This is a genomic window from Lysinibacillus sp. NPDC094403 (assembly GCF_050278745.1).
In the GTDB taxonomy this organism is placed as follows: domain Bacteria; phylum Bacillota; class Bacilli; order Bacillales_A; family Planococcaceae; genus Lysinibacillus.
The window spans coordinates 15,380-40,079 of sequence record NZ_JBNNTL010000019.1 but is presented as its reverse complement, the minus strand read 5'-3'; the positions used below and the strand labels follow the sequence as shown (position 1 = coordinate 40,079).

Below are 24,700 nucleotides of genomic sequence, written 5' to 3'. Positions count from 1 at the left end.
ATTTGGCGAGTTAGTAGCTGCAAACTTCTTTGAACTTGATTTTTCACCAATTATGACAGATCCAGAAGGCACTTTCGACACATTACGTGAAAAAATTGTACTAGACCTTACTGTAAAAGTACTGCAAGTTCAACAAATCCGCCTTGGAGCAGGCACTAATGTAATAACTCCTAATCTTACAGGGCTTACTCCTCCAGTTAGTCCTAGTGTAGATCCTCCTGAATCTTGTTAATCTCTAATTTTTAGAGGAGGAAATTAGATATAATAGGACATTTGAGGGTACTGAAAAAATCCAATAATTGAGTTGGTAGTTGGAAGTTCGATTAAATCGAATTTTCAACTGCCTTTTTTCTATAATAATATCGATCGTAAATGCACTGTAGTTGCTATCAAAATAATCGAGTTGAAAAAAATAATGTAAAGATAAAATTTTAGTTTTTACTACGCAATCGTCTCTCAAACGCATTAGTATCTCAATTGCTACTGAGATTTTCGAAAGTACTCGGTGACAAAAGTAAAAATAATGCATAAAATGGATTGTAATTATAAGTGCAACACTTAGATCAAAATAAAAGTAGCTCATAATGATATCGTTTGAATTTTATTTGACAATATTTGAAAAAAGAGGTATTCATTTTAAGCTATACACATCCATCATATTTCGAGCAAAATAAAAGCAAAAGTGTTTAGCTGTTATCAGATATTAGAAAAGGAAAAGGAAATCGCTGTTTTTAAACAATCTATTCATCAAGGTAAGTGGAAGAAATAAGAATGAAAAACGGGTTACTTCTTGAGTTTTCCCCTGAAGAAAACGGATGTTGAACAAGTCTCTCTAGAAGAATTCATAAAATCTTATCATAAAAAATCGACCAAAATGACTTCTTGGCTGGAAAAATGCGTAAGAATTTTTACGGATTAACTGTTGCACTTTATTTGTCAAAACATTATTTGGGAGTGAACTAATGAAAACTCCATGGATTAATTATAGAGAGATGAAAGAAATAAGTTCCAAGCAAAAAGTTTTCGTCTATTGTAATAGCCTCCTTACTATAGAAAAAGAAAATGAAACTAGCCTTGCAGCGCATTTAGATCCCGATCGTGAGTTACTCATTACTTCTGAAGTTGATGCTGAGGATGAAATGAATGATCTCCTTGATATAGAAGAGGTGGATGAAACCAATTCTGTAGAGAAACAGGAACTTGTAGCGCATCTAGACTCCGCTTGTGGGCTACTTATCCCTTCTGAAATTGATGTTGAGGATGAAAAGAATAATCTCCTTGATATAGAAGAGGCGGATGAAACCAATTCTGTAGAGGAACAGGAACTTTCAGCGCACCTAGGTTCCGATTGTGAGCTACTGATCCCTTCTGAAATTGATGTTGAGGATGAAAAGAATAATCTCCTTGATATAAAAACGGCGGAAGAAACCAATTCTGTAGAGGAACAGGAACTTTCAGCGCACCTAGGTTCCGATTGTGAGCTACTGATCCCTTCTGAAATTGATGTTGAGAATGAAAAGAATAATCTCCTTGATATAAAAACGGCGGAAGAAACCAATTCTGTAGAGAAACAGGAACTTGCAGTGCATCTAGGTTCCGATTGTGAGCTACTGATCCCTTCTGAAATTGATGTTGAGGATGAAATGAATGACCTCCTTAATATAAAAGAGGTAGAAGGAACCAATCTTGTGGAAGATCAAGATTTTGCATCTCAACTAGACTCTAATCTTGAATTTTTAAGTCCTTCTGAATCTAACGGGGAGGATGAAATTATGAGTCCTATTGATACAGAAGTGTTGGGAAAAAACAATCCTGCGGGTCATGATAGTGCATCTACTGGGTCAGTGCAAGGAAAAGTATGTTCTATAACAAAAAAAATTCTAATTTCTACTCACGTGGAAATTGATGATTTTCTTCATGCTCCTATCTGTGGTGAGAGTGTTAAAAATACATTTGATTTTCTTGATCTAGACAATCATCTTACTCCTCAATTTGAAACCAAACTATTTAGTACTACAATGGATTATCCTGAACAGCCTGATTGTCGGCTGGTTCATTCAAAAATTAATGAAATTGTATTTTTAATGAAAACTCATACTTATGATCAACATAATCAGAAGAGTTATCCATCTAAATCAGTTGGAATGCCCTTACATAACACACAATCATTTAAACAAGGAAAAACAAATAATCACTCTTACAGTTCAGATGACTTTATGCACATTAGAGTTCCGGTTGTAGTAGGTGAATATAAAATAGAAATATGCCTTGAAGAGAATATAGTATTTGAAAAAGGAATTGTGGGAATTAAAGATATCTCGAATGAGGTAGTATTGACCAATTGTAAATTCGTTCCTAATCAGTTTTCTCAATCATTAGGTAATGGGACATGTTCAGCATTGAAGGGGAATTTATATATTGAAGGTTATATTCATCAGGGAATTGAATATACTGCATCTCACACTCGGAATGTACCTGAACAGAATGGGTCATTAATTCATGTAAATCAAATGTGTCAAAACATAGTATTAGAATTAATCATTCAAATGCTACAAGTACAGAAAATTCGAGTGCCAAGGATCTAGAGGATACTTGAAGCTTATCTTTCTGCTCAAAAAACTCTTTTTTTTAAAAAACTAGTGTATATGTCCATGTTTAGATTAAATCGCTACATATTCTAGCGATATGAGAGATGTCTCATAAAAACAATGAAAAGAGGTTTTTTTTTGAGTGAACAATTGGAAAGTAAATTAGATAGTCATGTTAATCATTGCGAGCCTTGCCCAGTAAAATCAACTGAACAATTACCATTAACTAGTGCTACTACTCCAGTAATCGCTACACCGCTTACAACTCCAACTATTAAAGTTCCAGTTGTACTAGCAGAACCAACACTTCAAATAGTTGTGGAGTCAGATATTACCCTTACCCCTGCAGCAACTGAAATCAAAAGAGTGAAAAAAAATGTATTCCTAAATCAAGTTAAATTAGTACCCGTTAGCTTTTTACGTATTGATGGCACTGACTTTTTTAGGGTAACAAGAGCTAAATTATTTGTAGCGGGACATATGCGCAAAAATATAGAATATGCTTCATCAGCATGTAATGGGGCACTTCGAGATAGAATTGCTGATGTTCAATTTTCTGGTTTTACAGACCTTACTTTCCCACAAACACCAGGAGGCCCTACTCCAATCTTAGGAATTTCTGAGTTTGCCGAAGCGAACTTCCTTAATGAAAAAACGCAAATGGATGCTCGATTGGATAAAGCGTTCTTCCAAAATCTTGTTAAATATAATGAACAACCATTTGGTGAGTTAGTAGCTGCAAACTTCTTTGAACTTGATTTTTCACCAACCATGGTAGCACCAGAAAGTACTTTCAGCACAATACGTGAAAAAATCGTGCTAGAGCTTACTGTAAAAGTACTGCAAGTTCAACAAATCCGCCTTGGCGCAGGTACTAATGTAATAACTCCTAATCTTTTAGGGCTTACTCCTCCTATGTGTCCTTAATAACCCTAGTTTTTAGAGGAGTAGAACAAGAAAAAAAGGCAGTTTACTGCAAAAAAATGTAATCGAAAAAATAAACATGTAATATTTATTGCACTTATAAAAATCCAATATTTATTGCACTTATAAAAATCCAATATTTGAGTAAGGCTGGGACAAAATCCATCTCTAAACTAAAAAGCCGGTGAAATTTTACGATCAGTAAAATTTCACCGGCTTTAAATTTTTTTTCATAAAAAAAATAAGGACCACTTCTGATAAAATTAAGTCACCACAACAAAATTATACAGAAAGAAGGATCCTTATGTTTAAAGATTATAACATGAATCAATTAGTTTTGCCTTTAGATTTAGAAGTGAAGCTACAAAAGAATGATATTGCCTTCCATGTCCACTGTTTAGTCGAAAGTATCCCGCCCGAAGCTTTTCAGGTTCAAAGTTCACCTGATTTCATCAAAGCAAAAAATGTTCTATTCAAAATAGCTATGGATATTAAAGAAGGTGTACTGACAGTAACAAGTACATTAAGAGCTGTATTCGAAGGGGCTTATAACAAGACTGTAGGGTGTTTAGGTAGTAAGGAGAGTTAAATCATCATATATAGAAAAAACTCCTTATAAAGAACGTCCAGTACCTTTCTATAACTGGATAGAGGAAATGGATAGTCGTTTAACTATATGTGATAAATCAAATATCGAGAATTGGGTAGAATGGTAGATGTGAGAAATAATGTTATAGAAAAACACACTGCCTTTGTTATATTTTTACATTCTTTGGTAGAATATTAGATAACTAGTATATAATAGTAAGATATTGTGTTTTTTTTAAATATAGGGGGAGAATAATGAAAAAATTATTTATTGTGTTACTAGCAGCATTTGTAATAGCGGTAGTAAATCCAACAAAATCAGAAGCAAAAGTAATGTATGATGGAGCAGAAGTTGTAAAAGGGCAAACCGGAAAAATGACCTTTAAAAAAGATATCAAGGTATACAAGAAAAATCCAGATGGTACATTTGATTCGCTGATGGTTAAGCGTAATAATTTCTTTAAAACGTATGATATTGAGAAATATGATGGAAAAACATTCTATCAAATGGGGCAATATCGGGTACAAGCAACGGATTTGGTAGTTTTCAAAGAAGTACCAATCGATATTCGTGCATCTTTCTATAACAATCCGGCATTTGTCATGATTAATCATCTTGGTGTTGAAAATCCTGGATATCCATATTCCTACATCAAATATGGTGAGTATTTAAAAGTTGGAAAACGTGAAGAGGTTTGCACTCCATCATTATTATTAGTTTCTATTGAGAAGGGCAAATTATATCGCCATTATTGTGCAGGAGATATTGAAGGAGGGCCTGTAATTAATACCGGTATTCTTGATAGCACTGATATTCGAATTTTTGAAAAGATAACAAGAAATGAAGGTTCGTATATATTAACAGAAGATACAGAGCTATACAATGGTCCAGTAATAACAAGATACTATGGAAAAGAGTTGAAGGGAACTGTCTTTTATTCACCAGGAATCGAGATTAACGGTTATTTGATGGTGGGAGATCCGAATTTTGGTTTTATTCCAGCAAATCTACTAAAGCCAGTCGGAGATAAGTGATAGACTTTTGCGGAATCTAATTTTCAGTGATTGGTTTGCTTTCTATGACACATTACATTTCAACTTATTTACTGTCTTTTTGGTATAGTACTTCTTGTGCCTGGAATAATAGGTGCCGTAAAAAATATTTTTTCACCAAGCTCTACATAAGTAAAGACTATAATAAATGGCGTCTAGTAATAAATAGGAATGCTTTAATTAACTAATTTATAAATGACCACTCCATGAAGGGTGGTTATTGTTATTTATATAATAGAAGGAATGCAACTATTATTATAGGTGCATTAAGAGTTTGTATTTGTGTATAGTTAGTAGTGACAACTTCGAATGCTGTTGGTTTTTATGCAATAGAGAAGTGTGCATTAAGATGAATAACTTTGATAAGAAAAACAAACAAATGTGATTAATTTACTGTTTTTAAGATATGCAATAAAATGAGCATAGCTAAAAAACTAGGCTCAATACATTTATTTGTGCTATTATAAGACACGTTAATAATTTATTGTAGTGTACTCTTGAAAGGATGATATATATTATGAGTAACGAGCGACCAAAAATCGTGAGTTTCCATACTCTAGGTTGTAAAGTAAATCATTATGAAACAGAAGCAATTTGGCAGCTATTTAAAGAAGAGGGCTATGAACGTACAGAGTTTGATCGTCAAGCAGACGTTTATGTCATTAATACATGTACAGTAACAAATACAGGGGATAAAAAATCACGTCAAGTTATCCGTCGAGCTATTCGTCAAAACCCAGACGCTGTCATTTGTGTTACTGGATGTTACGCTCAAACATCTCCAGCAGAAATTATGGCGATTCCTGGTGTTGACATTGTAGTAGGAACACAGGATCGTACAAAATTACTTGGCTACATAGACCAATATCTTACTGAACGCCAACCTATTAATGCTGTACGCAACATTATGAAAAATCGTGTCTATGAGGAACTAGATGTGCCTGCATTTACAGATCGTACACGTGCATCTTTAAAAATACAAGAAGGCTGTAATAACTTCTGTACGTTTTGTATTATTCCATGGGCTCGCGGATTAATGCGTTCTCGAGACCCTCAAGAAGTATTAAACCAAGCACAACAACTAGTGGATGCGGGGTATCTTGAAATTGTCCTAACTGGTATTCATACAGGTGGCTATGGACAAGACTTAAAAGATTACAACCTAGCACAATTACTACGCGATTTAGAGGTGAATGTGAAAGGCTTAAAACGTCTTCGTATTTCTTCGATTGAGGCGAGTCAATTAACAGATGAAGTGATTGAAGTACTACGTGAATCAAATATCGTTGTCAACCACTTACACATTCCAATCCAATCTGGCTCTGATACAGTTTTAAAACGTATGCGTCGTAAGTACACAATGGAGTTCTTCGGTGAACGCTTAACTAAATTACATGAAGCTTTACCAGACTTGGCTGTTACTTCTGACGTAATCGTAGGTTTCCCAGGAGAAACTGAGGAAGAGTTCATGGAAACGTATAATTTTATTCGTGATCATAAGTTTTCTGAATTACACGTATTCCCGTTCTCTCCACGTACAGGTACACCAGCTGCGCGTATGGAGGACCAAATTGACGAGGACATTAAAAATGAACGTGTTCACCGTCTAATTGCGTTAAATGACCAATTAGCGAAGGAATACGCTTCTCGCTTTGAAGATCAAGTACTAGAAGTAATTCCTGAAGAATTCGTGCATGATGGAAGCGATGAGGAAGGGCTTTTAACGGGTTATACAGATAATTACTTAAAAGTAGTCTTTGCAGGTTCTGAAAACCTAATCGGTCAACTTGTAAAGGTGAAAATTACCCAAGCTGGATATCCTCATTCTAAAGGACAATTTGTTCGTGTATTAGAAACTGTAAAATAAAATAGAGTACCTATGAATAGAAACACCGTTCAAACAAGCTTTGGACGGTGTTTTACTATATTTTTGTTTATAGATATCACGTATTTGTCTTCTAAGTACACTTATTGAATTCACCTAACTAGAAAGAAATTAGACGGCAACGTTAAAAAATGTTATGATTTCAAGAGGTACGTACAACTTGTTGATAGAGGAGAGTTTAATAAAAATGGAACAAAATTTCGCTCGTATGATTGATCACACATTATTAAAGGCTGAAGCAACAAAAGAACAAATCGAAAAACTGTGTGCAGAGGCAAAACAATTTAACTTTGCTTCTGTTTGTGTAAATCCAACTTGGGTAGAATATAGCAGTGAGCTTTTACAAGGCTCAGAGGTTTTAGTTTGCACTGTAATTGGCTTCCCTTTAGGTGCTAACACTCCAGCTGTTAAAGCATTCGAGGCGAAAGATGCGATTGCTAACGGTGCTAAAGAGGTAGACATGGTTATAAATATTGGTGCGTTAAAGGATAAAAACTATGACCTTGTGCAAGCAGATATTGCTGCAGTTGTTGAAGCAGCAAAAGGCAATGCACTTGTAAAAGTAATTATTGAATCTTGCCTTCTAACTGACGAAGAAAAAATAAAAGCATGCGAGCTAGCAGTGGTAGCAGGTGCTGATTATGTGAAAACATCAACTGGTTTTTCTACTGGAGGCGCAACTGCAGAAGATATTGCGTTAATGCGTAAAACTGTAGGTCCAGATTTAGGTGTAAAAGCCTCTGGCGGTGTACGAAGCTTAGAGGATATGAAAAAAATGATCGAAGCTGGAGCAACTCGTATTGGAGCAAGCTCTGGTGTAGCTATTATGAACGGATTAATTGCAGATTCTAATTATTAATGGAATTCTTATAGTAAATGTTACGGGGCGGTTCGTTATGGACTAGCCCCATTTTCATGTAGAATTTGATAATGCCTTTTAATTACTTTCGGCGAGTGTCTAATAATGGAAAATATTCATTCAATTCATCAACATGTTCTCTTAAAAACTAATTTTCAACTCAAATAATCAAATTTTTAAGACCTCTTTACACTTGAAATCTCACAACAATAAAATTTAAGCTAGTTGTTAAATTTCCTATTATTTAGTGATGATTTATATCGATTATTTAACCAATCGATTTATTGTATTTGTTCATCCACAATACACCTCTTTTTAACTTATAGTAGATGATGTATTATGAAGAGTAATTGCAAAAATGTATAGAGAGGAATATTATAATTTTTATGGTTCTATCATTAAGTTTTTTATAGATGAAAAAATCTTGGCTATTGGACTAATTTATTTTTTCTTTATAAGAACATTGTATAGATACGAACCGAATTCTTACATAACTTAGTAACATCGATAACATAGGTTATCATAAGATTGAATGCGTTGAATTAACAGGCTAATCCTCTGTTAAATACTATTATTTAATCGACTGCCTCTACGTTTAAATGTTCATTATAGGTATTAATTCTTAAGGAAAAAATGGAGGAATATATGCTGTCTAATGATAAATGTAACGAATTGTATTAAAAAAGGAGAAACTATCCGTGGAATTCATAAGTAGTTTTATAAGTCAATATGGATATCTTGCTATATTTTTACTCTTATCTTTAGGGATAATAGGCTTACCTATTCCCGATGAGATTTTGATGACGTTTGTGGGATTTATGTGTCATGAGGGGCATTTAAACTATCTATTGAGTATTTTCTTAAGCTTTCTTGGCTCGTCTACTGGCATGATCATTAGCTATGCAATAGGAAATAAATTAGGGAAGCCTTTAATATTAAAGTATGGAAAATGGATCGGTCTCAATAATAAACGGTTTACTAAAGTTGAACGTTGGTTTCATCGTTTTGGACCATGGACGATTATTATAGGATACTACGTTCCAGGTATTAGACATGTAACAAGTTACATGTCTGGAATAACCCAAATGAAATTAAGAACTTATCTAGCTTTCGCTTGTTTTGGAGCTTTGACATGGGTAATTATATTTATTTCTATTGGATACTTTGTTGGTGTAACTATATAAAGATACGGTCAATATACTAAAATGCATGAATAAAAAGTACAGCTCGCGTTTTTCGAAATGCGAGCTACTTTATGTGGTTGTGCAAACTTAATTCGTCTGAGTGTAGTGTACTTTGAGCAAAACATTAACAGTTTCTAACATCTTTTTCTTAGGACAGAACAAGTGTCGAATGTTACTTTCATATCAAGTGCTATGCAAGGGAAGTTTTACATCTCATTCTGTGACTTCTTCCAGATCATAACACTAGTCGTCTGAATAATAATTTAATCTACCTCATATACTCCACTGATGTAATTGATTACAGAAGGGAGGATACAATGTTTAAGCAATATAAATATTGGAAGCCTTATATTAGCCCATTCGATCCATGTCCACCTATAAGAGTTAAAAGTTTTTCTACACCGCCTCAATTATATATGGGTTTTCAACCGCCTGGGCTACCACAATATCAAACCCCTAGAGAAGCTCTCAGATCTGGTACGTTATGGCCTCAATTATTTAGCCCCTATCCAAATCCCCGAGAAGGAGGGATGAAGAGTGAGTAAAGAGATGCCACCCGAATTTTATAAGCTACTTGAAGAAATACAAGCCATTGATTTTGTAATAGTGGAATTAAATCTTTATTTAGATACTCATCCTCACGATTATGATGCCATTCAACAATTTAATGAAAACACTGAAATAAGCATGCGACTTAAGGTTGAATTTGAGCAAAAATTTGGTCCACTTATGAATTTTGGGAGAAGTTATTCAAATTATCCTTTTAATTGGGTGGATACACCTTGGCCATGGCAAGTCTAATTTCTTTCAGCTAGGTTTAGACGTTCTTTGTGCGAGCACAAAGCCGATTCCGGACGCAATTATAGCGAGCCTAAATTGATTATGAGTACCTAGGAGGAATTATTTTTGTGGTATTACGAAAAGAAACTCCAGTATCCAGTAAGGGTGAGTACATGTAACCCTATGCTAGCTAAGTATTTAATTGAGCAGTATGGTGGTGCAGATGGAGAATTAGCAGCAGCACTTCGATATATGAATCAGCGCTATACTATTCCTGATAAAGTAGTTGGATTGTTAACAGATATAGCAACAGAGGAATTTTCTCATTTGGAAATGATTGCCACGATGATTTATAAGCTTACGAAGGATGCCACTCCAGAGATGCTAAAGGAAGCAGGTCTTGGAGAACACTACGCTAATCATGACAGGGCATTATTTTATCAGAATGCAGCTGGATCACCGTTTACGGCAACATATATTCAGGCTAAAGGGGATCCGATTGCTGATTTATATGAGGATATTGCCGCTGAAGAAAAAGCGCGAGCGACATATCAGTGGATTATTGATTTATCTGATGACACTGATCTGAATGATAGCTTGAAATTTTTACGTGAACGAGAAATCGTCCATTCTCTACGTTTTAGAGAAGCTGTAGAGATTTTAAAAGATGATCGGGATAGCAAGAAGATCTTTTAAAAGAGGTGAATAGGCTGCGTCAAGAGAAAACTCCTTTTGACACAGCCTATTTGACTATTATTCAATATTTGAAAATAAAGCAAGATCCTTCCGGTGACCAATCATTACTAATAAATCTTCCTCTTCAATAATCTGCTCAGGGGAGGGAGAAATGATAATGTCCCCTTCTCGAACAATGGCAATGACACTTACATTATACTTCGCACGAAGGTCTAAATCTCGAAGATTTTGTCTAGCCATCTTTGAAGGAATCATAATTTCTTCTATACTGTATTCTTTTGATAATTCAATATAGTTTAACATATTAGGTGAGAGAAGCTGATTGGCAACTCGCTCTCCCATATCTCTTTCAGGATAGATAATCCAATCAGCTCCTACTTTATCTAAAACTTGCCCGTGTCTTTTTCCAAGAGCCTTTGCAATCACCTTTTTGATTCCAAGTTCTTTTAATAATGATACGGTTAAAATGCTCGATTGCATATCATTGCCTATTGCCACGATGACATAATCGAAATTGCCTATTCCTAAAGAGGTAAGAGCTTTTTCTTCTGTCGTATCAGCGACTACTGCATGTGTCACATATAGTTCAGCATCTTCGACTCTTTCCTCATTAATGTCGATTCCTAAAACTTCCTGCCCAGCTTCATGTAATCTGCGAGCTATACTTGTTCCAAATCTACCTAGGCCAATTACAGCATATTGTTTGATAGCCATTGCACTCCACTCTCCTTTATGTGATTACCCAATCATAATATTTCCCTTAGGATGACGGAATGCCTCAGATTTCCGTCGTTTTGTTATGGCAAAAGCAATTGTTAATGGACCTAATCTACCAGCAAACATTGTCAATATGATGACTAGTCGACCACCAGGTGATAGCTCAGGAGTTAATCCCATAGAAAGTCCTACTGTACCAAACGCAGAGGTTGCCTCAAATAAATACATCATAAAACTATGTCCTTGCTCAGTAATACTTAAGACAAACGTGACGAGTATAACAATCATCATTCCACACATTGTGACTGTTAAAGCCTTTAAAATTGTTTCGTTAACTATTCTACGTCTAAAGAGAACAACATCTTCTTTTCCTCTAATTTGTGACCACATCGTAGCAACTAAAAGCGCGAAGGTTGTTATTTTTATTCCCCCAGCTGTGGAACCGGAACCTGCTCCAATGAACATCAGCAAGATGATTAAAAATAGTGTTGATTGTGCTAGGTCTCCTATAGGAAGAGTATTTGAACCAGCAGTTCTTGGAGTAACAGCTTGGTATAATGAACCAAGAATTTTGCCCCATTCAGACAAAGGTCCAAGTGTTTTACTATTTCCATATTCAAATAAGAAAATTAAAAGCGTCGAGCCAACTGTTAAAATAAGCGTTGTGGTTAATACAATTTTTGAATGCACGGAAAGGCGTTTTGTTTCCCGATATTCATATAGTTCATTGATGACGATAAACCCTAAGCCACCAATTGTAATAAGAGCACAAATAGTTAAAACGATAAACGGGTCGTCTACATATTTGGTCAACCCATTAAAGCCTCCCATTAAATCAAATCCAGCGTTATTAAAATTCGAGATGGAATGAAAGAAGCCAAAATATATAGCTTTACTTACAGGCATATCGAACGAAAAACGAATAGATAAAATTAAACCACCTATTAATTCAATTAGTGCAGTAAATAGTAGTATCCTTCTAACCAGTCTAACAAGACCAGCCATTGTAATATTATTGAAGGCTTCTTTTAATAAAAGTCTTTCTTTTAAGGAAATTTTTTTTCCTAATAGTAAAAAGAATAGTGTTGCAAACGTCATAAAGCCTAATCCACCAATTTGGATAAGAAATAAAATAACTAATTCTCCAAATATAGAAAATGTATCACCAGTATCTACAACAATCAGTCCTGTTACGCACGTTGCAGAAGTAGCGGTAAATAAGGCGTCTAAAAAAGAAAGTCCCTCACCATTCTCCGTTGCAATAGGAAGAGTTAACAAAAACGTTCCAATTAGGATAATAGTAGCAAAGCCCAAAACAAGTATTTTAGGAGGATTTAATTTATTTTTCACTGTTTTCATCGTATTCTCCTCAATGTTTGGATAAAGATTTTTAAATCACTTATAAAATGTTAAATTGACATAATAAAAAGACCAACTGTTTTTGTATGTTTCAAGGCATAAAAATAAACATACTCATAAGTGGTCTAATATGACCTCCTTCGCTTGAGCCGACGAAGTTAGCTGACGGGTAGAATGGCGAAAGAGTTTCTCATTCCTTCTGCAATGCAGAATTAACCCCAAAATACTGGGTCCTCCGTTCTCATAAATGATTGAGATTTGGCTACTATATAATTGAATGTGATAATTCTACGCCCATATTCTATTTTTTGTAAACCCTAAATTTTTAGGTAACAATACTATTGTTTATTGTGGACAAAATGTAAGCCGAAAATTCCTAAAGAAATAAAACCAAAAATTCTCGATATTAATTCGTACACTTTCTATTGACCATTTTTAGACAATACGTTATAATTCTTTAGTACACAGCAGATGGTTAATAGCCTATTTGTGTATTGACGTGTGTTCGGAGGGAGGGAAAGAGAGATGTCAAAAACTGTCGTTCGCAAAAACGAATCGCTTGAAGATGCTCTTCGCCGCTTCAAACGTACTGTATCAAAAAGTGGTACAATTCAAGAAGTTAGAAAGCGCGAGTTCTACGAAAAACCTAGCGTAAAACGTAAAAAGAAATCAGAAGCTGCACGTAAACGTAAGTGGTAATTTAATTTCCCATTAAAAATCCCTACGTTCATAACACGCAATTGTATGATTCACTGAGCAGACAAAAATATACCTGAAATTAATCACATTTCGATTAATTTCAGGTATTTTACATTAAGCTCAAATTTACGTACATATTGAGAAGCCGAATGTGATCCTTGTGATTCATTCGGCTTTTATGTTTACATAGCTGTTTAGATTGTACAAGTTAAATACGGTTAATAAAGCCCACAAATTAAATATTCACTGTATAATAAAATTATTAAGAGATTTGTGAAACTTTTTGCATAGTCAGTCGTATATACAGTAGAGAAGCATGTTAGAAGGGAGGGAAAAAGATGCGGAGACGGAGAATCCTCAGTTATTTATTAGTTATTTGGGTGACATTTTTGTTAGCGTTTCCATTAACGTCGGCTTTTGCAAGTAGCAAGGTCTACCACATACCTATTCATAATGAAGTAGAACGAGGACTTCACGCATTTTTAGATCGAGCTTTTAAAGAGGCGGAAGAAAACGATGCAGAGGCGATTATTTTAGACATTCATACGCCTGGCGGTTTCGTGAATGCAGCAGGTGATATTGCTATGCTTATGGATGCAACGGATATACCTAAGATTGCGTATATTAACAAAGACGCGCATTCTGCAGGTGCCTTTTTAGCCTTACATGCGGATAAAATCTATATGGTGCCAAATGGAACGATCGGGGCGGCTGCAGTTATTGACTCAGCAGGAAATGCGGCAGACTTAAAGGCTCATAGTGCATGGGTTGCTCAAATGGAAGCAGCTGCAGAAACAAAAAAACGCAAACCAATATATGCAAGAGCAATGGCTGATGCATCTGTTGATTTACCAAAATTTCGAGCAGGAAAAGGGAATTTATTAACTTTATCTGCTTCGGAGGCAGAAAAAGTTGGTTATTCTGAAGGGACGGTTTCGAATTTCCAAGATCTCTTAGAAGAAACGCAATTAAAAGGCAGTGACATCGTTTCAGTAGAGCCTACTTTTGCTGAAAAACTTGCTCGTTTTATTACGAATCCGATTATAGTTCCGATTTTATTGTCGATTGCAAGTTTGGGACTTGTAGTTGAGCTTTATTCACCAGGTTTTGGTGTTCCAGGTATAATGGGATTGTCAGCACTTGGATTATTTTTCTTCGGTCATATGGTAGCGGGCTTTGCAGGTTATGAAACATTACTTTTATTTATTGTAGGCTTAGCGCTTGTAGTTGCGGAATTTTTTGTCCCCGGAGGTATTGTTGGTATTTTGGGTGGTGTGCTAATTTTACTAAGTCTAATACTGGCAGGTGCAAACATGATGCAAATGATTATAGCAATTTTCATTGCGCTTGTTGTAGCGATAATAGGAATGGTGATCCTGATGAAATTTTTCGGTAAAAAATTGCATGTTTTAAACAAGCTAGTCTTGATGGATGCGACAACGACGGAAGAGGGCTATGTATCTAACGTGAATCGCACAGAACTGCTTGGGAAAGTGGGTACAACGATTACACCGCTTCGTCCAGCAGGTACAATGCTATTTGGTAATGAACGCATTGACGTAGTATCGGAAGGTGGCTATGTTGACGCTGAGAAACATGTAGAAGTTATTAAAGTAGAGGGCTCACGTATTGTTGTGAGACAAACAGAAAAAGAGATGGAGGAATAGCAAATGGGATTTGATTTAGCTTTAATTGGTCCAATTGTAGGGCTAGTCTTATTATTCATTGTTGTAGCGGTATTCTTTACCTTTGTACCAGTGGCGCTGTGGATTTCTGCACTTGCAGCAGGTGTCCGAGTTAGTATTTTCACATTAATCGGTATGCGTTTACGTCGTGTAATCCCATCACGAATTGTGAACCCATTAATTAAAGCACATAAAGCAGGGTTACCTGTGACGATTAATCAACTAGAAAGTCACTATTTAGCAGGTGGTAATGTTGACCGTGTAGTAAATGCGCTAATCGCGGCTCACCGTGCAAATATCGAGTTAACATTTGAACGTTGTGCAGCCATTGATCTAGCAGGTCGTGACGTATTAGAAGCGGTACAAATGTCTGTTAATCCTAAAGTAATCGAAACACCATTTATTGCAGGTGTTGCTATGAACGGGATTGAAGTAAAAGCGAAGGCACGTATTACTGTGCGTGCAAACATCGAGCGTTTAGTCGGTGGTGCTGGTGAAGAAACGGTTATTGCTCGTGTAGGTGAGGGGATCGTTTCTACAATTGGTAGTGCCTCTAGTCATACGACAGTTCTAGAAAATCCTGATATGATTTCTCAAACTGTATTAGCAAAGGGCTTAGATTCTGGGACAGCATTTGAAATCTTATCGATCGATATTGCAGACGTTGATATAGGCAAAAACATCGGTGCTGAATTACAAATTGAACAAGCGCAGGCAGATAAAAACATTGCCCAAGCGAAAGCTGAGGAACGTCGTGCAATGGCTGTAGCGAACGAGCAAGAAATGATTGCACGTGTACAAGAGATGAAGGCAAAAGTAGTGGAAGCTGAAGCTGAAGTACCACAGGCGATGGCAGAAGCTTTACGTTCGGGTAATCTTGGTATTATGGATTACATGAACTACCGTAATATTCAAGCTGATACAGCAATGCGAGACTCCATTTCAAAAGTAAGCTCAGATAAGTCTGATACAAATGAACCTAACGCATAAAAAAACGGAAAGGAGCGGTACTAATAAATGGAACAATTAATTATATTAGCGATAATTGCCATAGTCAGCTCTATTTTCGGGAAATCAAAAAATAAGAAAGAACAAAAACCAATGCCACCTTTTAATAAGGATTCACATGTTGAGCCTCCTGTCATAGAAAAAGAAGAGATGACTCCAAAGCAACGTCCTACTTCTAAACCGCAAAGCTTTGAGGATTTTGCACGTGAATTTTTAGGTGAATGGAAAAATGAACAGCCTAAAGTTGAAGAGCCGAAAAAAATTGTCGAAGAAACAATAAATGAGAAAGCGCCAAGCTATGTAGCACCACCGTTAATCCCAACTGAGAAAGTGAGCCGTACTTCGAATCGAGGAAGTATAGGTCGTTTGGCAGCTGAGAAAAAAAACGTGGTAGGAGCTGAATCACAATCGGCTTTTCAATTACCAAAATCAAAAAAATCATTAATGCAGGCTATTGTAATGGCAGAGGTTTTAGGTCCTCCAAAAGCAAAAAGAAAATAACTAGCATGTCCTCCTTTTTCGAAGCATATATTGCCGAAGAAGGAGGCATTTTTTTATGAGAAAACTATTTCAATTAACGCCGCTACTTGAATTATTACAATATGAAACATTAAAAATTATTGGTCCATATCGTTTTCTACATGCCGATGCTTCGTCATGCTCTTTTATCTATGCAGGCTATCATATTACTGTGCGTGGAAAATCAGTGGAAATAAATGCGCTTAAAGAAGAAATGCTTCATCTTTCTGTAGAGGGTTTACAAGAGCTTCATATGAAAATGACAAAGGATATGGGTGTGAGCGATAATGTGGAATAATCGGCCAATTATCATACGTATAAAGCGCCACGAAAATGTTCATCCTTTTATTCAAGCATTGCATGCACAACATGTACCATTAAAACATGTTGTCTTTCGTGAGCAAGAGGTTGCCTTTGAAACAACTATGCACTATCTACCGAAAATTCGTCGCGTACGTAGGCGTTATCGACTTAAAATGGATGTCTATTATGCTGATGAGCTTCACGTTTTTCGAGCACAGCTTTGGACTTTGCTTGGTTTAGCGTTAATGATATTAATACCATTGCTATGTGCACAGATTATTTGGCGTGTCGATATTGAAGCGGCTTCTCCAGAGTTAGAGGAACGTCTAGGAAAGACCTTTCAAGATACATTTCAATTAGAAACGCCCATGTCTAAAAAAGCACTACCCTCAGATGCTGTCATTCGTCAGAAGCTATTAGAAGAGCATCGAGATCTTTCATGGGTGCATATTGAAAAGCAGGGCGGACGTGTAATTTTACGACCTCAGGAGTCTCCGAAACAAACTAAACAAACAAATGAAAAATTAGCATCGCATTTAGTAGCAACAAAAAGTGGTGTTATTACTCACTTTAATATTCAAAATGGTGAACGGAAAATTTCAGTGAATGATACTGCTTACGAAGGTGATGTTCTCGTAAGTGGTGTAATTGAAAGTGGTGAAAATCAAGTCTTTGTTGGTGCAAAGGGAGAGGTCTACGCTGATTATTGGCTTGAATGTTCATTTAAAATTCCAACAAAGCTAACGATGGAAACGCTACAACAGAAGCAGTGGCGTGTATTAGTGAAAGGCATTCATAAAGAAAAAGAAAAAGTTGACTATGTACAAAAGAAAGATTTACCTATTTGGCTCGATCCGTATGTTTCGATTGTTGAGGAGCAGAACACTAAAAAAATACAAGTAGAGCTTGATGAGTCCAAAATAGATTCATTACTCATACCATTGCTTCATGAAAAGGTACTACGTTCATTACCTGCGAAAACGGTTATTAAAAAAGAAAACCTTTTACAGGTAAAGTGGGGGAATGGTACAGTTGAAGGGAAAGTTCTATTTTTAGTCAATGAAAACATTGCCAGTCCAATACAAGGCCTACAAGGAGAATGATTATGTCAGAACATTTAACTGTATTACAAGTGGATAATCCAAACGAAGCGGTCATGCTACTCGGAATTTCAGATGCAAATATGAAGTTAATTGAAGAGGCTCTACAAGTCCACATTATTACACGTGGTGAACAGATTCAGCTTGCTGGTGAAGAGGATTCAAAGGAACAAGCGACATTCCTTTTACAAGCTCTTTTAAAGGTCATTCGTAAAGGAATTAATATTGATCAGCGTGATGTTGCAACAGCTATTGAAATGACACAAAAAGGAACAATTGAATATTTTGCAGAACTTTATGATGAAGAAATAGCACGCACGACGAAAGGAAAGTCTATTCGTGCAAAAACAATCGGTCAACGAGAATACATACAAGCAATCCGTCATAAAGACGTTGTTTTTGGTATCGGACCAGCCGGTACTGGGAAAACGTATTTAGCGGTAGTCATGGCAACACAGGCGCTAAAAAACGGGCACGTTAAGCGTATTATTTTAACACGCCCTGCAGTAGAGGCAGGCGAGTCTCTAGGCTTTCTTCCGGGGGATTTGAAGGAAAAGGTAGATCCATATCTACGCCCTCTTTATGACGCTCTAAATGATATTTACGGGGCAGAACAAACGCAAAGACTTATTGAACGAGGCACGATAGAAATTGCACCTTTAGCGTATATGCGCGGCCGTACATTAGATGATGCCTTTGTTATTTTAGACGAAGCCCAAAATACGACACATCAGCAAATGAAGATGTTTTTAACACGACTAGGCTTTGGCTCAAAAATGGTCATTACTGGCGACAAAACACAAATGGATCTACCGAAAAATACAGAATCTGGATTAATAGTTGCGGAACGTACACTAAAGTATGTAAAATCTATACATTTCCAAATTTTAGAACAAGGTGATGTAGTACGTCACCCAATAGTAGCAAAAATCATCCAAGCCTACGAAGAACAGCAACTTTAATATGACCGCTATGCGGTCATATTAAAGTCTGCACCGAAAGTGGAGTGAAACGGAACGTCAGGTGCAACGGGTTTAATAAGTCTGCACCGAAAGCGAAGCGAAACAGAACGTCAGGTGCAACGGGTTTAAAAAGTCTGCACCGAAAGCGAAGTGAAACAGAACGTCAGGTGCAACGGGTTTAAAAGTCTGCACCGAAAGCGAAGCGTCAGGTGCAACGGGTTTAAAAGTCTGCACCGAAAGCGAAGTGTCAGGTGCAACGGGTTTAAAAGGTCTGCACCGAAAGTGGAGCGTCAGGTGCAACAGGGTTCAAAAGGTAACAAAGTAACGAGATATACAAAACTTCACAAACATGAAAATGGTTGTAAAATGGAAAAATTTGTGACAGCTATACAATTTGTATAGCTGTTTTTTTGCTTTCTTATACATTTTTCGGGAAAAATGTTTTTTGAATTGGTATGATAGTAGGTAGATAGAGGAGGTGCCAGATGGAAAAACAATTAAAAAAATTTACAGAACTTATTGGCTTCCGCTACTTTTTAATTGTCGTTCTCATCTTAACAGGAGCCCTACAATTTGCTTTAATGTATGGCAATGTTAAAGGTGTTACATATGATTTTAAACCGTTACAACTAGCGCCTGAAACAGTACGATCTACTAAAACGATAGAAGATACTTATAAAACGCAACAGGAACGAGAAAAAGCAGCAAACGCGGTTGCACCAGTTTATCATTTTTCTGAGGATGTTGCTAAACAGCGAGCTGCGATTGTAACGTCTTTATTTGACTATGTTCTTGACGTAAAGGCGGATGTTGAGAGTAACAAAGAACCTGTTCCGATTGCCGATCAAGTGGCGCAGCTCCGCAAAAAATTTGAATCTATAGATTCAGAGCAAATGCCAATTATCTTTACCGATTCACAGCTAGAAGGATTGTTAGTACAAAGTGAAGCAGATTTAAAAAGAACAAGTACTCAATTATCAAAACTCGTGCAGGAATATTTACAAAAATCCATTCGACCAGAAAATGTGTTTGCGGATCAAAATGCTTTTGAAACAAAAATTCGTGGACAACGAGGCTATCCAGATAAAATATTTAATACAGTAGTATTAATTGGTCGAACGAGTATTATCGAAAATGAAACGATAAACGAGGAACAAACGAAAATTCGAAAGCAACAAGCGAAGGATTCGGTTGAACCAACTCGAATTCTTCAAGGTCAAATCATTGTACAAGAAGGTCAAATCATTGATAATGAGGCGTTCCGTCAATTAGAGCTTCTAGGTATGGTGAGTAATAAGGCATCGATGAAACCGATTGCAGGGCTGATTATTTTAATACTTCTGGAAATGATGTTCATGTTTGTTTTATTTGAACGTTGGGATGCTGATGAGCACAAGAAACGTAATGCCTTGCTGGTTACAGTAATTGTTTATAGTTTATCCATCCTGCTCATGAAATTTATTAGCCTAGTCTCAGGTGGCTTCGATGTTACTGTTGCCTTCCTTTTCCCAACAGCTTTGGCAACAATGCTTGTACGGCTATTAGCAGATGATCGTGCTGCGATTCTTATTACTGTTATGACAGCGGCATCTGCGGGTGTTATTTTTCAAGAGGGTTATTCGTCTGTCATGCAGATGGAAATTACACTGTATATAATTTTTGGAGGCTTTGCGAGCATATTCTTTTTGGGTAGTGTGGAAAAGCGTTCGCATATTCTACATGCTGTAGGTGTCATAGGGTTAGTAAATATGTCGTTTATCGCATTTTATTTATTGATGACACAATCTTCCTACGGTTTGTCAGAGTTGTCGTTTTACTTTATCGCGGCAATGATATCGGCACTTTTATCAGGGGCTCTTACAATGGGGCTCTTACCATTCTTTGAATCAGCATTTAGTTTATTGTCGTCGTTGCGTTTAATTGAATTATCGAACCCAAACCATCCATTGTTAAAAAAATTACTAGTGGAGGCTCCAGGGACATATCATCATAGTGTGATGGTGGCAAACTTAGCAGAGGCAGCGTGTGAGGAAATTGGAGCAGATGGATTACTGGCTCGAGTAGGATGCTATTATCATGATATCGGCAAAACGAAGCGTCCTGCCTTTTTCATCGAGAATCAAATGTCTGGTATTAACCCACATGATTCATTGCCTCCAGAAAAAAGCGCGGAAATTATTATCGCGCATACAACCGACGGGGCTGAAATGCTAAAACGTTATAAGATGCCACAGGAAATTATCGATATTGCCTTGCAGCATCACGGATCTAGTCTGTTAAAATTCTTCTACTTTAAAGCGAAGGAAGAAGGAAAATGTTTAGATGATACAATGTACAGATATCCAGGTCCGAAACCACAAACGAAGGAAGCAGCAGTTATTAGCGTTGCAGATAGCGTTGAAGCAGCGGTTCGATCGATGAAGGAACCGAATGCAGAGAAAATTCAAAAGCTGGTACGAGCAATTATTGATGATCGAGTACAAGACAATCAGTTTGATGAATGCGATATTTCAATAAAAGAGTTAAAATGTATAGAGCGAGTACTTTGTGAAACGTTGAATGGAATTTTCCACTCACGAATAGAATATCCAAAGGCAGATAAGTAGGAGGATCTATGATTTTAACAATTGATTTTACAGATGAAACAAATGAAGTGGCTGCTGAGCACATGGAGCTCGTTGCAAAGCTTTTACAGCATGCTGCGAAACTAGAGAATATTGAGCCGGAAACAGAAGTGTCAGTGACGTTTGTTACAAATGAAGCGATTCAAGAAATAAACCGAGAATATCGTGATAAGGATCAACCGACAGATGTTATCTCGTTTGCCCTGGAGGAATTAGGTGAGGGAGAAATGGAAGTAACATTTGAAGGAATGCCTCGTATCTTAGGAGATATTATTATTTCAACGGATCGTACTAAAGAACAAGCAGAGGAATATGGGCATACATTTGAGCGAGAATTAGGCTTTTTAGCGGTCCACGGTTTCTTGCATCTACTTGGCTATGATCATATGGTGCCAGAAGATGAAAAGGTGATGTTCGGTAAGCAGGATGAGATTTTACAATCTTTCGGCTTAGGACGAGAATAAATGAATTTTCGCAAATTTGTACGCTCTTTTGGGTATGCCTTTAAAGGTATCATTACAGCCTGTACTGAGCAAAATTTTATATTTCACTTGCTAAGTGCGGGAATAGTTATGATTGCTGGCTATTTTACGGATTTATCACGTATGGAATGGTATATTGTGTTGCTATTAATAGCGCTAATGTTTGCACTTGAAATGATTAATACTGCAATTGAACGAGTAGTAGATTTAGCTTCACCTAATATCCATCCACTTGCTAAGCAGGCTAAAGATCTTGCAGCCGCCGCAGTACTTGTATTTGCGATATTCAGTGCTATAATCGGATTACTCATCTTTATACCGAAATGGTTTTGATATTACAAAAAATTATTAATCGGTCATGAAGTAGTAGCAGTTGTGCTGAAGAAGAATAATGATTTAATCAATTACGCTGAGGCAAAATTGATTATGTAGAGGAGAACATTGATGACAATTGATATGCATGCATTACTAGAGGAATCAAAAAAAGCGCGTGAAAAGGCTTATGTACCTTATTCTAAATTTAAAGTTGGCGCGGCGATTTTAACGAAAAATGGAGAGGTTATTCATGGCTGTAATGTTGAAAATGCTGGCTATAGTATGACCAATTGTGCTGAGCGTACAGCGTTTTTCAAAGCCGTGTCAGAAGGTATTTATGATTTTGAGGCGATTGCTATTGTTGCTGATACGGATGGACCATGTGCGCCATGCGGAGCTTGTCGTCAAGTGATGATGGAATTTTGCAAACCATCAATGCCTGTTTATTTAACAAACTTAAAAGGTGATGTCACGGTAACGTCTGTAGGCGAATTACTACCGTTTGCATTTACAACGGAGGATTTAGAGAATGCTGGAAAATAACAATGGCTACAAGTCAGGTTTTATCTCGATAATCGGTAGACCAAATGTAGGGAAATCAACATTTTTAAACCGTGTCATTGGTCAAAAAATCGCGATTATGAGTGATAAACCACAAACAACACGAAATAAAGTACAAGGTGTACTGACAACAAATGATAGCCAAATGATTTTCATAGATACACCAGGAATCCACAAGCCGAAGCATAAGCTAGGGGATTTTATGCTAAAGGTTTCGAAAAATACATTGCGTGAAGTGGATGTTATTATGTTCATGGTAAATGCAGAGCAGAAACTTGGGAAGGGTGACGAATTCATCCTTGAAATGCTGGCAGGTAACCCAACGCCTGTCTTCCTAGTGATAAATAAAATCGATCAAATCCATCCTGATGAATTAATAGGGATTATTGAAAGCTACAAAGAGCGATATGACTTTGCAGAAATAGTACCGATTTCTGCATTACAAGGGAATAATGTAGAAAATTTATTAACAACACTAGCGAAATATTTACCAGAGGGTCCACAATATTACCCAGCAGATCAAGTAACGGATCATCCTGAGCGTTTTATTATTTCAGAGTTAATTCGTGAAAAAGTGTTACATTTAACGCGTGAAGAAATACCTCATTCGATTGCTGTTGTTATTGATAAAATTCGCCGTGATGAAGAAAATGAAGATAAAATTCGTGTAGCAGCAACGATTATCGTGGAAAGGGATTCTCAAAAAGGGATTGTCATTGGTAAACGTGGAGCGCTATTAAAAGAAGTAGGGATACGTGCAAGAAAAGATATTGAAATGCTTCTTGGTTCAAAAGTGTATTTAGAGCTTTGGGTAAAGGTACAAAAGGATTGGCGAAATAAATCAACACATTTACGTGACTTCGGTTTCCGTGATGATGAATATTAATAGGTAATGCTGTTATGTTACGAAACGACTTCACATCATAACCATGTATCTCTGTAGTTTTAAATGGAGCTGTCCAAAGTTTTTGGAGAGCTCTATTTTCATGCAAAGCTAGTAGAAAGGAGGAGGACTAGTGCTTTATAAATGGGAAGGGATTGTTCTAAAGGTACGTGCCTATGGAGAATCAAATAAAATCGTGACATTACTAACAAGAGAAGCGGGGAAGGTTGCTACGATGGCTCGAGGTGCCAAAAAGCCTTCCAGTAGATTGGCCTCTGTGACACAGCCATTCACGTATGGCATGTTTATGGTACAACATCATACTGGTATGGGGACATTGCAACAAGGTGAGCATCTTAATTCAATGCGCCATATTCGTGAAGATATAATGGCAACGGCATATGCAAGTTATATAATGGAACTTGTCGAGCGTGTAGTAGAAGAGGGAAAAGCTGAGCCACTTGCATTTGATGTGCTTCTTCAAGCATTACAAGCAATTGAGGAAGGTTACGACCCAGAGGCTATTACATTGTTCGTAGAATGGAAAATGCTACCCTATACAGGTGTGCAGCCTATATTACATGCTTGTGCTGCTTGTGGTTCAGTAGACGGTGAGTTTGCATTTTCTTTTGCTCAGGGAGGTTTTTTGTGTCATCGTTGTTATCAGCATGATCCTTATATCATTCGATTAACACCGACCCAACTTAAGCTTATCCGAATGTTTTATACAGTACCGATTGATCAGATTGGTAAATTAGAATTGAAAAAGGAAACAAAGTATTTTATAAAAAAAATTATTACAACAATTTACGAGGAACAAACAGGAATTCGTTTTAAGACTAAAAAATTTATCGAACAGCTTGAGAGAACGCCTGAATTTCAGTTAAGAAGTACTGATCAAGAAAAAACGCCAGAAGACCATTAAT

Annotated in this window: 26 protein-coding genes, 1 pseudogene and 1 riboswitch; of the genes and pseudogenes, 25 read left to right on the top strand and 2 right to left on the bottom strand. The window is 36.6% G+C overall.

Going from position 1 to position 24,700, the window contains the following annotated elements:
* From ACQKMV_RS20370 to ACQKMV_RS20315, 12 genes and pseudogenes are all read left to right on the top strand, one after another.
* Positions 1-232: pseudogene (locus tag ACQKMV_RS20370) on the top strand (CsxC family protein); the annotation flags it as partial.
* Positions 233-962: 730 nt separating this feature from the next.
* Positions 963-2,585: a BC_2427 family protein gene (locus tag ACQKMV_RS20365; RefSeq protein WP_427506112.1), complete on the top strand. Its 1,623-nt coding sequence runs from the start codon at positions 963-965 to the stop codon at positions 2,583-2,585.
* 141 nt (positions 2,586-2,726) lie between these two features.
* A complete protein-coding gene (locus ACQKMV_RS20360; RefSeq protein WP_427506111.1) occupies positions 2,727-3,515 on the top strand; it encodes a CsxC family protein in 789 nt (262 codons plus the stop codon).
* A gap of 301 nt (positions 3,516-3,816) precedes the next feature.
* Complete coding sequence (locus ACQKMV_RS20355; protein WP_427506150.1) at positions 3,817-4,101, top strand: hypothetical protein; 285 nt, start codon at positions 3,817-3,819, stop codon at positions 4,099-4,101.
* 254 nt (positions 4,102-4,355) lie between these two features.
* On the top strand, positions 4,356-5,135 hold the full coding sequence (locus ACQKMV_RS20350; RefSeq protein WP_427506109.1) for a hypothetical protein: 780 nt from the start codon (positions 4,356-4,358) through the stop codon (positions 5,133-5,135).
* A gap of 7 nt (positions 5,136-5,142) precedes the next feature.
* Positions 5,143-5,223, top strand: coding sequence for a hypothetical protein (locus tag ACQKMV_RS20345; RefSeq protein ID WP_427506149.1), 81 nt, complete (start codon positions 5,143-5,145; stop codon positions 5,221-5,223).
* 447 nt (positions 5,224-5,670) lie between these two features.
* Positions 5,671-7,020, top strand: coding sequence for a tRNA (N(6)-L-threonylcarbamoyladenosine(37)-C(2))-methylthiotransferase MtaB (gene mtaB, locus ACQKMV_RS20340; RefSeq protein WP_427506108.1), 1,350 nt, complete (start codon positions 5,671-5,673; stop codon positions 7,018-7,020).
* Between the two features lie 205 nt (positions 7,021-7,225).
* Positions 7,226-7,897: a deoxyribose-phosphate aldolase gene (deoC, locus tag ACQKMV_RS20335; protein WP_427506106.1), complete on the top strand. Its 672-nt coding sequence runs from the start codon at positions 7,226-7,228 to the stop codon at positions 7,895-7,897.
* Positions 7,898-8,595: 698 nt separating this feature from the next.
* On the top strand, positions 8,596-9,081 hold the full coding sequence (locus ACQKMV_RS20330; RefSeq protein WP_427423242.1) for a DedA family protein: 486 nt from the start codon (positions 8,596-8,598) through the stop codon (positions 9,079-9,081).
* Between the two features lie 317 nt (positions 9,082-9,398).
* On the top strand, positions 9,399-9,626 hold the full coding sequence (locus ACQKMV_RS20325; RefSeq protein ID WP_427506105.1) for a spore coat associated protein CotJA: 228 nt from the start codon (positions 9,399-9,401) through the stop codon (positions 9,624-9,626).
* Positions 9,619-9,882 (top strand): spore coat protein CotJB, encoded by a 264-nt coding sequence (locus ACQKMV_RS20320; RefSeq protein ID WP_134018446.1) that lies wholly within the window; start codon positions 9,619-9,621, stop codon positions 9,880-9,882. The genes ACQKMV_RS20325 and ACQKMV_RS20320 overlap by 8 nt, the downstream gene beginning before the upstream one ends.
* Positions 9,883-9,987: 105 nt before the next feature.
* Positions 9,988-10,557, top strand: coding sequence for a manganese catalase family protein (locus ACQKMV_RS20315; protein WP_323647324.1), 570 nt, complete (start codon positions 9,988-9,990; stop codon positions 10,555-10,557).
* 57 nt (positions 10,558-10,614) lie between these two features.
* Here the strand turns inward: ACQKMV_RS20315 and ACQKMV_RS20310 are convergent, their stop codons facing one another.
* On the bottom strand, positions 10,615-11,271 hold the full coding sequence (locus tag ACQKMV_RS20310) for a potassium channel family protein (RefSeq protein WP_427506103.1): 657 nt from the start codon (positions 11,269-11,271) through the stop codon (positions 10,615-10,617).
* A gap of 24 nt (positions 11,272-11,295) precedes the next feature.
* Entirely contained in the window at positions 11,296-12,633 is a 1,338-nt protein-coding gene (locus tag ACQKMV_RS20305; protein WP_427506101.1) for a TrkH family potassium uptake protein, read from the bottom strand.
* 132 nt (positions 12,634-12,765) lie between these two features.
* Positions 12,766-12,907: riboswitch (cyclic di-AMP (ydaO/yuaA leader) on the bottom strand.
* 251 nt (positions 12,908-13,158) lie between these two features.
* Here ACQKMV_RS20305 and rpsU point away from each other — a divergent pair.
* From rpsU to recO, 13 genes are all read left to right on the top strand, one after another.
* Positions 13,159-13,332 carry a 30S ribosomal protein S21 gene (gene rpsU, locus ACQKMV_RS20300; protein ID WP_004227078.1) on the top strand — a complete coding sequence of 58 codons (174 nt, stop codon included), beginning with the start codon at positions 13,159-13,161 and terminating at the stop codon, positions 13,330-13,332.
* A 338-nt stretch (positions 13,333-13,670) separates the two neighbouring features.
* Entirely contained in the window at positions 13,671-14,999 is a 1,329-nt protein-coding gene (locus ACQKMV_RS20295) for an NfeD family protein (RefSeq protein ID WP_427506100.1), read from the top strand.
* A 3-nt stretch (positions 15,000-15,002) separates the two neighbouring features.
* A complete protein-coding gene (gene floA / locus ACQKMV_RS20290) occupies positions 15,003-16,007 on the top strand; it encodes a flotillin-like protein FloA (RefSeq protein ID WP_427423236.1) in 1,005 nt (334 codons plus the stop codon).
* A gap of 27 nt (positions 16,008-16,034) precedes the next feature.
* Positions 16,035-16,526, top strand: coding sequence for a hypothetical protein (locus tag ACQKMV_RS20285; RefSeq protein ID WP_427506099.1), 492 nt, complete (start codon positions 16,035-16,037; stop codon positions 16,524-16,526).
* 55 nt (positions 16,527-16,581) lie between these two features.
* Entirely contained in the window at positions 16,582-16,842 is a 261-nt protein-coding gene (locus tag ACQKMV_RS20280; protein WP_427423234.1) for a hypothetical protein, read from the top strand.
* Positions 16,832-17,950: a sporulation protein YqfD gene (locus tag ACQKMV_RS20275; RefSeq protein WP_427506097.1), complete on the top strand. Its 1,119-nt coding sequence runs from the start codon at positions 16,832-16,834 to the stop codon at positions 17,948-17,950. The genes ACQKMV_RS20280 and ACQKMV_RS20275 overlap by 11 nt, the downstream gene beginning before the upstream one ends.
* 2 nt (positions 17,951-17,952) lie before the next feature.
* On the top strand, positions 17,953-18,909 hold the full coding sequence (locus ACQKMV_RS20270) for a PhoH family protein (RefSeq protein ID WP_427506096.1): 957 nt from the start codon (positions 17,953-17,955) through the stop codon (positions 18,907-18,909).
* A 485-nt stretch (positions 18,910-19,394) separates the two neighbouring features.
* Positions 19,395-21,515 carry an HD family phosphohydrolase gene (locus tag ACQKMV_RS20265; protein ID WP_427506095.1) on the top strand — a complete coding sequence of 707 codons (2,121 nt, stop codon included), beginning with the start codon at positions 19,395-19,397 and terminating at the stop codon, positions 21,513-21,515.
* Between the two features lie 8 nt (positions 21,516-21,523).
* Positions 21,524-21,997: an rRNA maturation RNase YbeY gene (gene ybeY, locus ACQKMV_RS20260; RefSeq protein WP_427506093.1), complete on the top strand. Its 474-nt coding sequence runs from the start codon at positions 21,524-21,526 to the stop codon at positions 21,995-21,997.
* On the top strand, positions 21,998-22,348 hold the full coding sequence (locus ACQKMV_RS20255; RefSeq protein WP_427506092.1) for a diacylglycerol kinase family protein: 351 nt from the start codon (positions 21,998-22,000) through the stop codon (positions 22,346-22,348).
* 111 nt (positions 22,349-22,459) lie between these two features.
* A complete protein-coding gene (locus ACQKMV_RS20250; RefSeq protein WP_400722965.1) occupies positions 22,460-22,873 on the top strand; it encodes a cytidine deaminase in 414 nt (137 codons plus the stop codon).
* A complete protein-coding gene (gene era / locus ACQKMV_RS20245; protein WP_427423228.1) occupies positions 22,860-23,777 on the top strand; it encodes a GTPase Era in 918 nt (305 codons plus the stop codon). Before ACQKMV_RS20250 ends, era begins: the two co-directional genes overlap by 14 nt.
* A 130-nt stretch (positions 23,778-23,907) precedes the next feature.
* A complete protein-coding gene (recO, locus tag ACQKMV_RS20240) occupies positions 23,908-24,699 on the top strand; it encodes a DNA repair protein RecO (protein WP_427506090.1) in 792 nt (263 codons plus the stop codon).
* Position 24,700 lies beyond the last annotated feature (1 nt).

Coding starts and splice junctions, on each gene's coding strand:
- ACQKMV_RS20365 (WP_427506112.1), top strand. CDS start 963: ATGAAAACTCCATGGATTAATTATAGAGAGATGAAAGAAATAAGTTCC.
- ACQKMV_RS20355 (WP_427506150.1), top strand. CDS start 3,817: ATGTTTAAAGATTATAACATGAATCAATTAGTTTTGCCTTTAGATTTA.
- ACQKMV_RS20350 (WP_427506109.1), top strand. CDS start 4,356: ATGAAAAAATTATTTATTGTGTTACTAGCAGCATTTGTAATAGCGGTA.
- mtaB (WP_427506108.1), top strand. CDS start 5,671: ATGAGTAACGAGCGACCAAAAATCGTGAGTTTCCATACTCTAGGTTGT.
- deoC (WP_427506106.1), top strand. CDS start 7,226: ATGGAACAAAATTTCGCTCGTATGATTGATCACACATTATTAAAGGCT.
- ACQKMV_RS20325 (WP_427506105.1), top strand. CDS start 9,399: ATGTTTAAGCAATATAAATATTGGAAGCCTTATATTAGCCCATTCGAT.
- ACQKMV_RS20310 (WP_427506103.1), bottom strand. CDS start 11,271: ATGGCTATCAAACAATATGCTGTAATTGGCCTAGGTAGATTTGGAACA.
- ACQKMV_RS20305 (WP_427506101.1), bottom strand. CDS start 12,633: ATGAAAACAGTGAAAAATAAATTAAATCCTCCTAAAATACTTGTTTTG.
- rpsU (WP_004227078.1), top strand. CDS start 13,159: ATGTCAAAAACTGTCGTTCGCAAAAACGAATCGCTTGAAGATGCTCTT.
- ACQKMV_RS20295 (WP_427506100.1), top strand. CDS start 13,671: ATGCGGAGACGGAGAATCCTCAGTTATTTATTAGTTATTTGGGTGACA.
- floA (WP_427423236.1), top strand. CDS start 15,003: ATGGGATTTGATTTAGCTTTAATTGGTCCAATTGTAGGGCTAGTCTTA.
- ACQKMV_RS20285 (WP_427506099.1), top strand. CDS start 16,035: ATGGAACAATTAATTATATTAGCGATAATTGCCATAGTCAGCTCTATT.
- ACQKMV_RS20280 (WP_427423234.1), top strand. CDS start 16,582: ATGAGAAAACTATTTCAATTAACGCCGCTACTTGAATTATTACAATAT.
- ACQKMV_RS20275 (WP_427506097.1), top strand. CDS start 16,832: ATGTGGAATAATCGGCCAATTATCATACGTATAAAGCGCCACGAAAAT.
- ACQKMV_RS20270 (WP_427506096.1), top strand. CDS start 17,953: ATGTCAGAACATTTAACTGTATTACAAGTGGATAATCCAAACGAAGCG.
- ACQKMV_RS20265 (WP_427506095.1), top strand. CDS start 19,395: ATGGAAAAACAATTAAAAAAATTTACAGAACTTATTGGCTTCCGCTAC.
- ybeY (WP_427506093.1), top strand. CDS start 21,524: ATGATTTTAACAATTGATTTTACAGATGAAACAAATGAAGTGGCTGCT.
- ACQKMV_RS20255 (WP_427506092.1), top strand. CDS start 21,998: ATGAATTTTCGCAAATTTGTACGCTCTTTTGGGTATGCCTTTAAAGGT.
- ACQKMV_RS20250 (WP_400722965.1), top strand. CDS start 22,460: ATGACAATTGATATGCATGCATTACTAGAGGAATCAAAAAAAGCGCGT.
- era (WP_427423228.1), top strand. CDS start 22,860: ATGCTGGAAAATAACAATGGCTACAAGTCAGGTTTTATCTCGATAATC.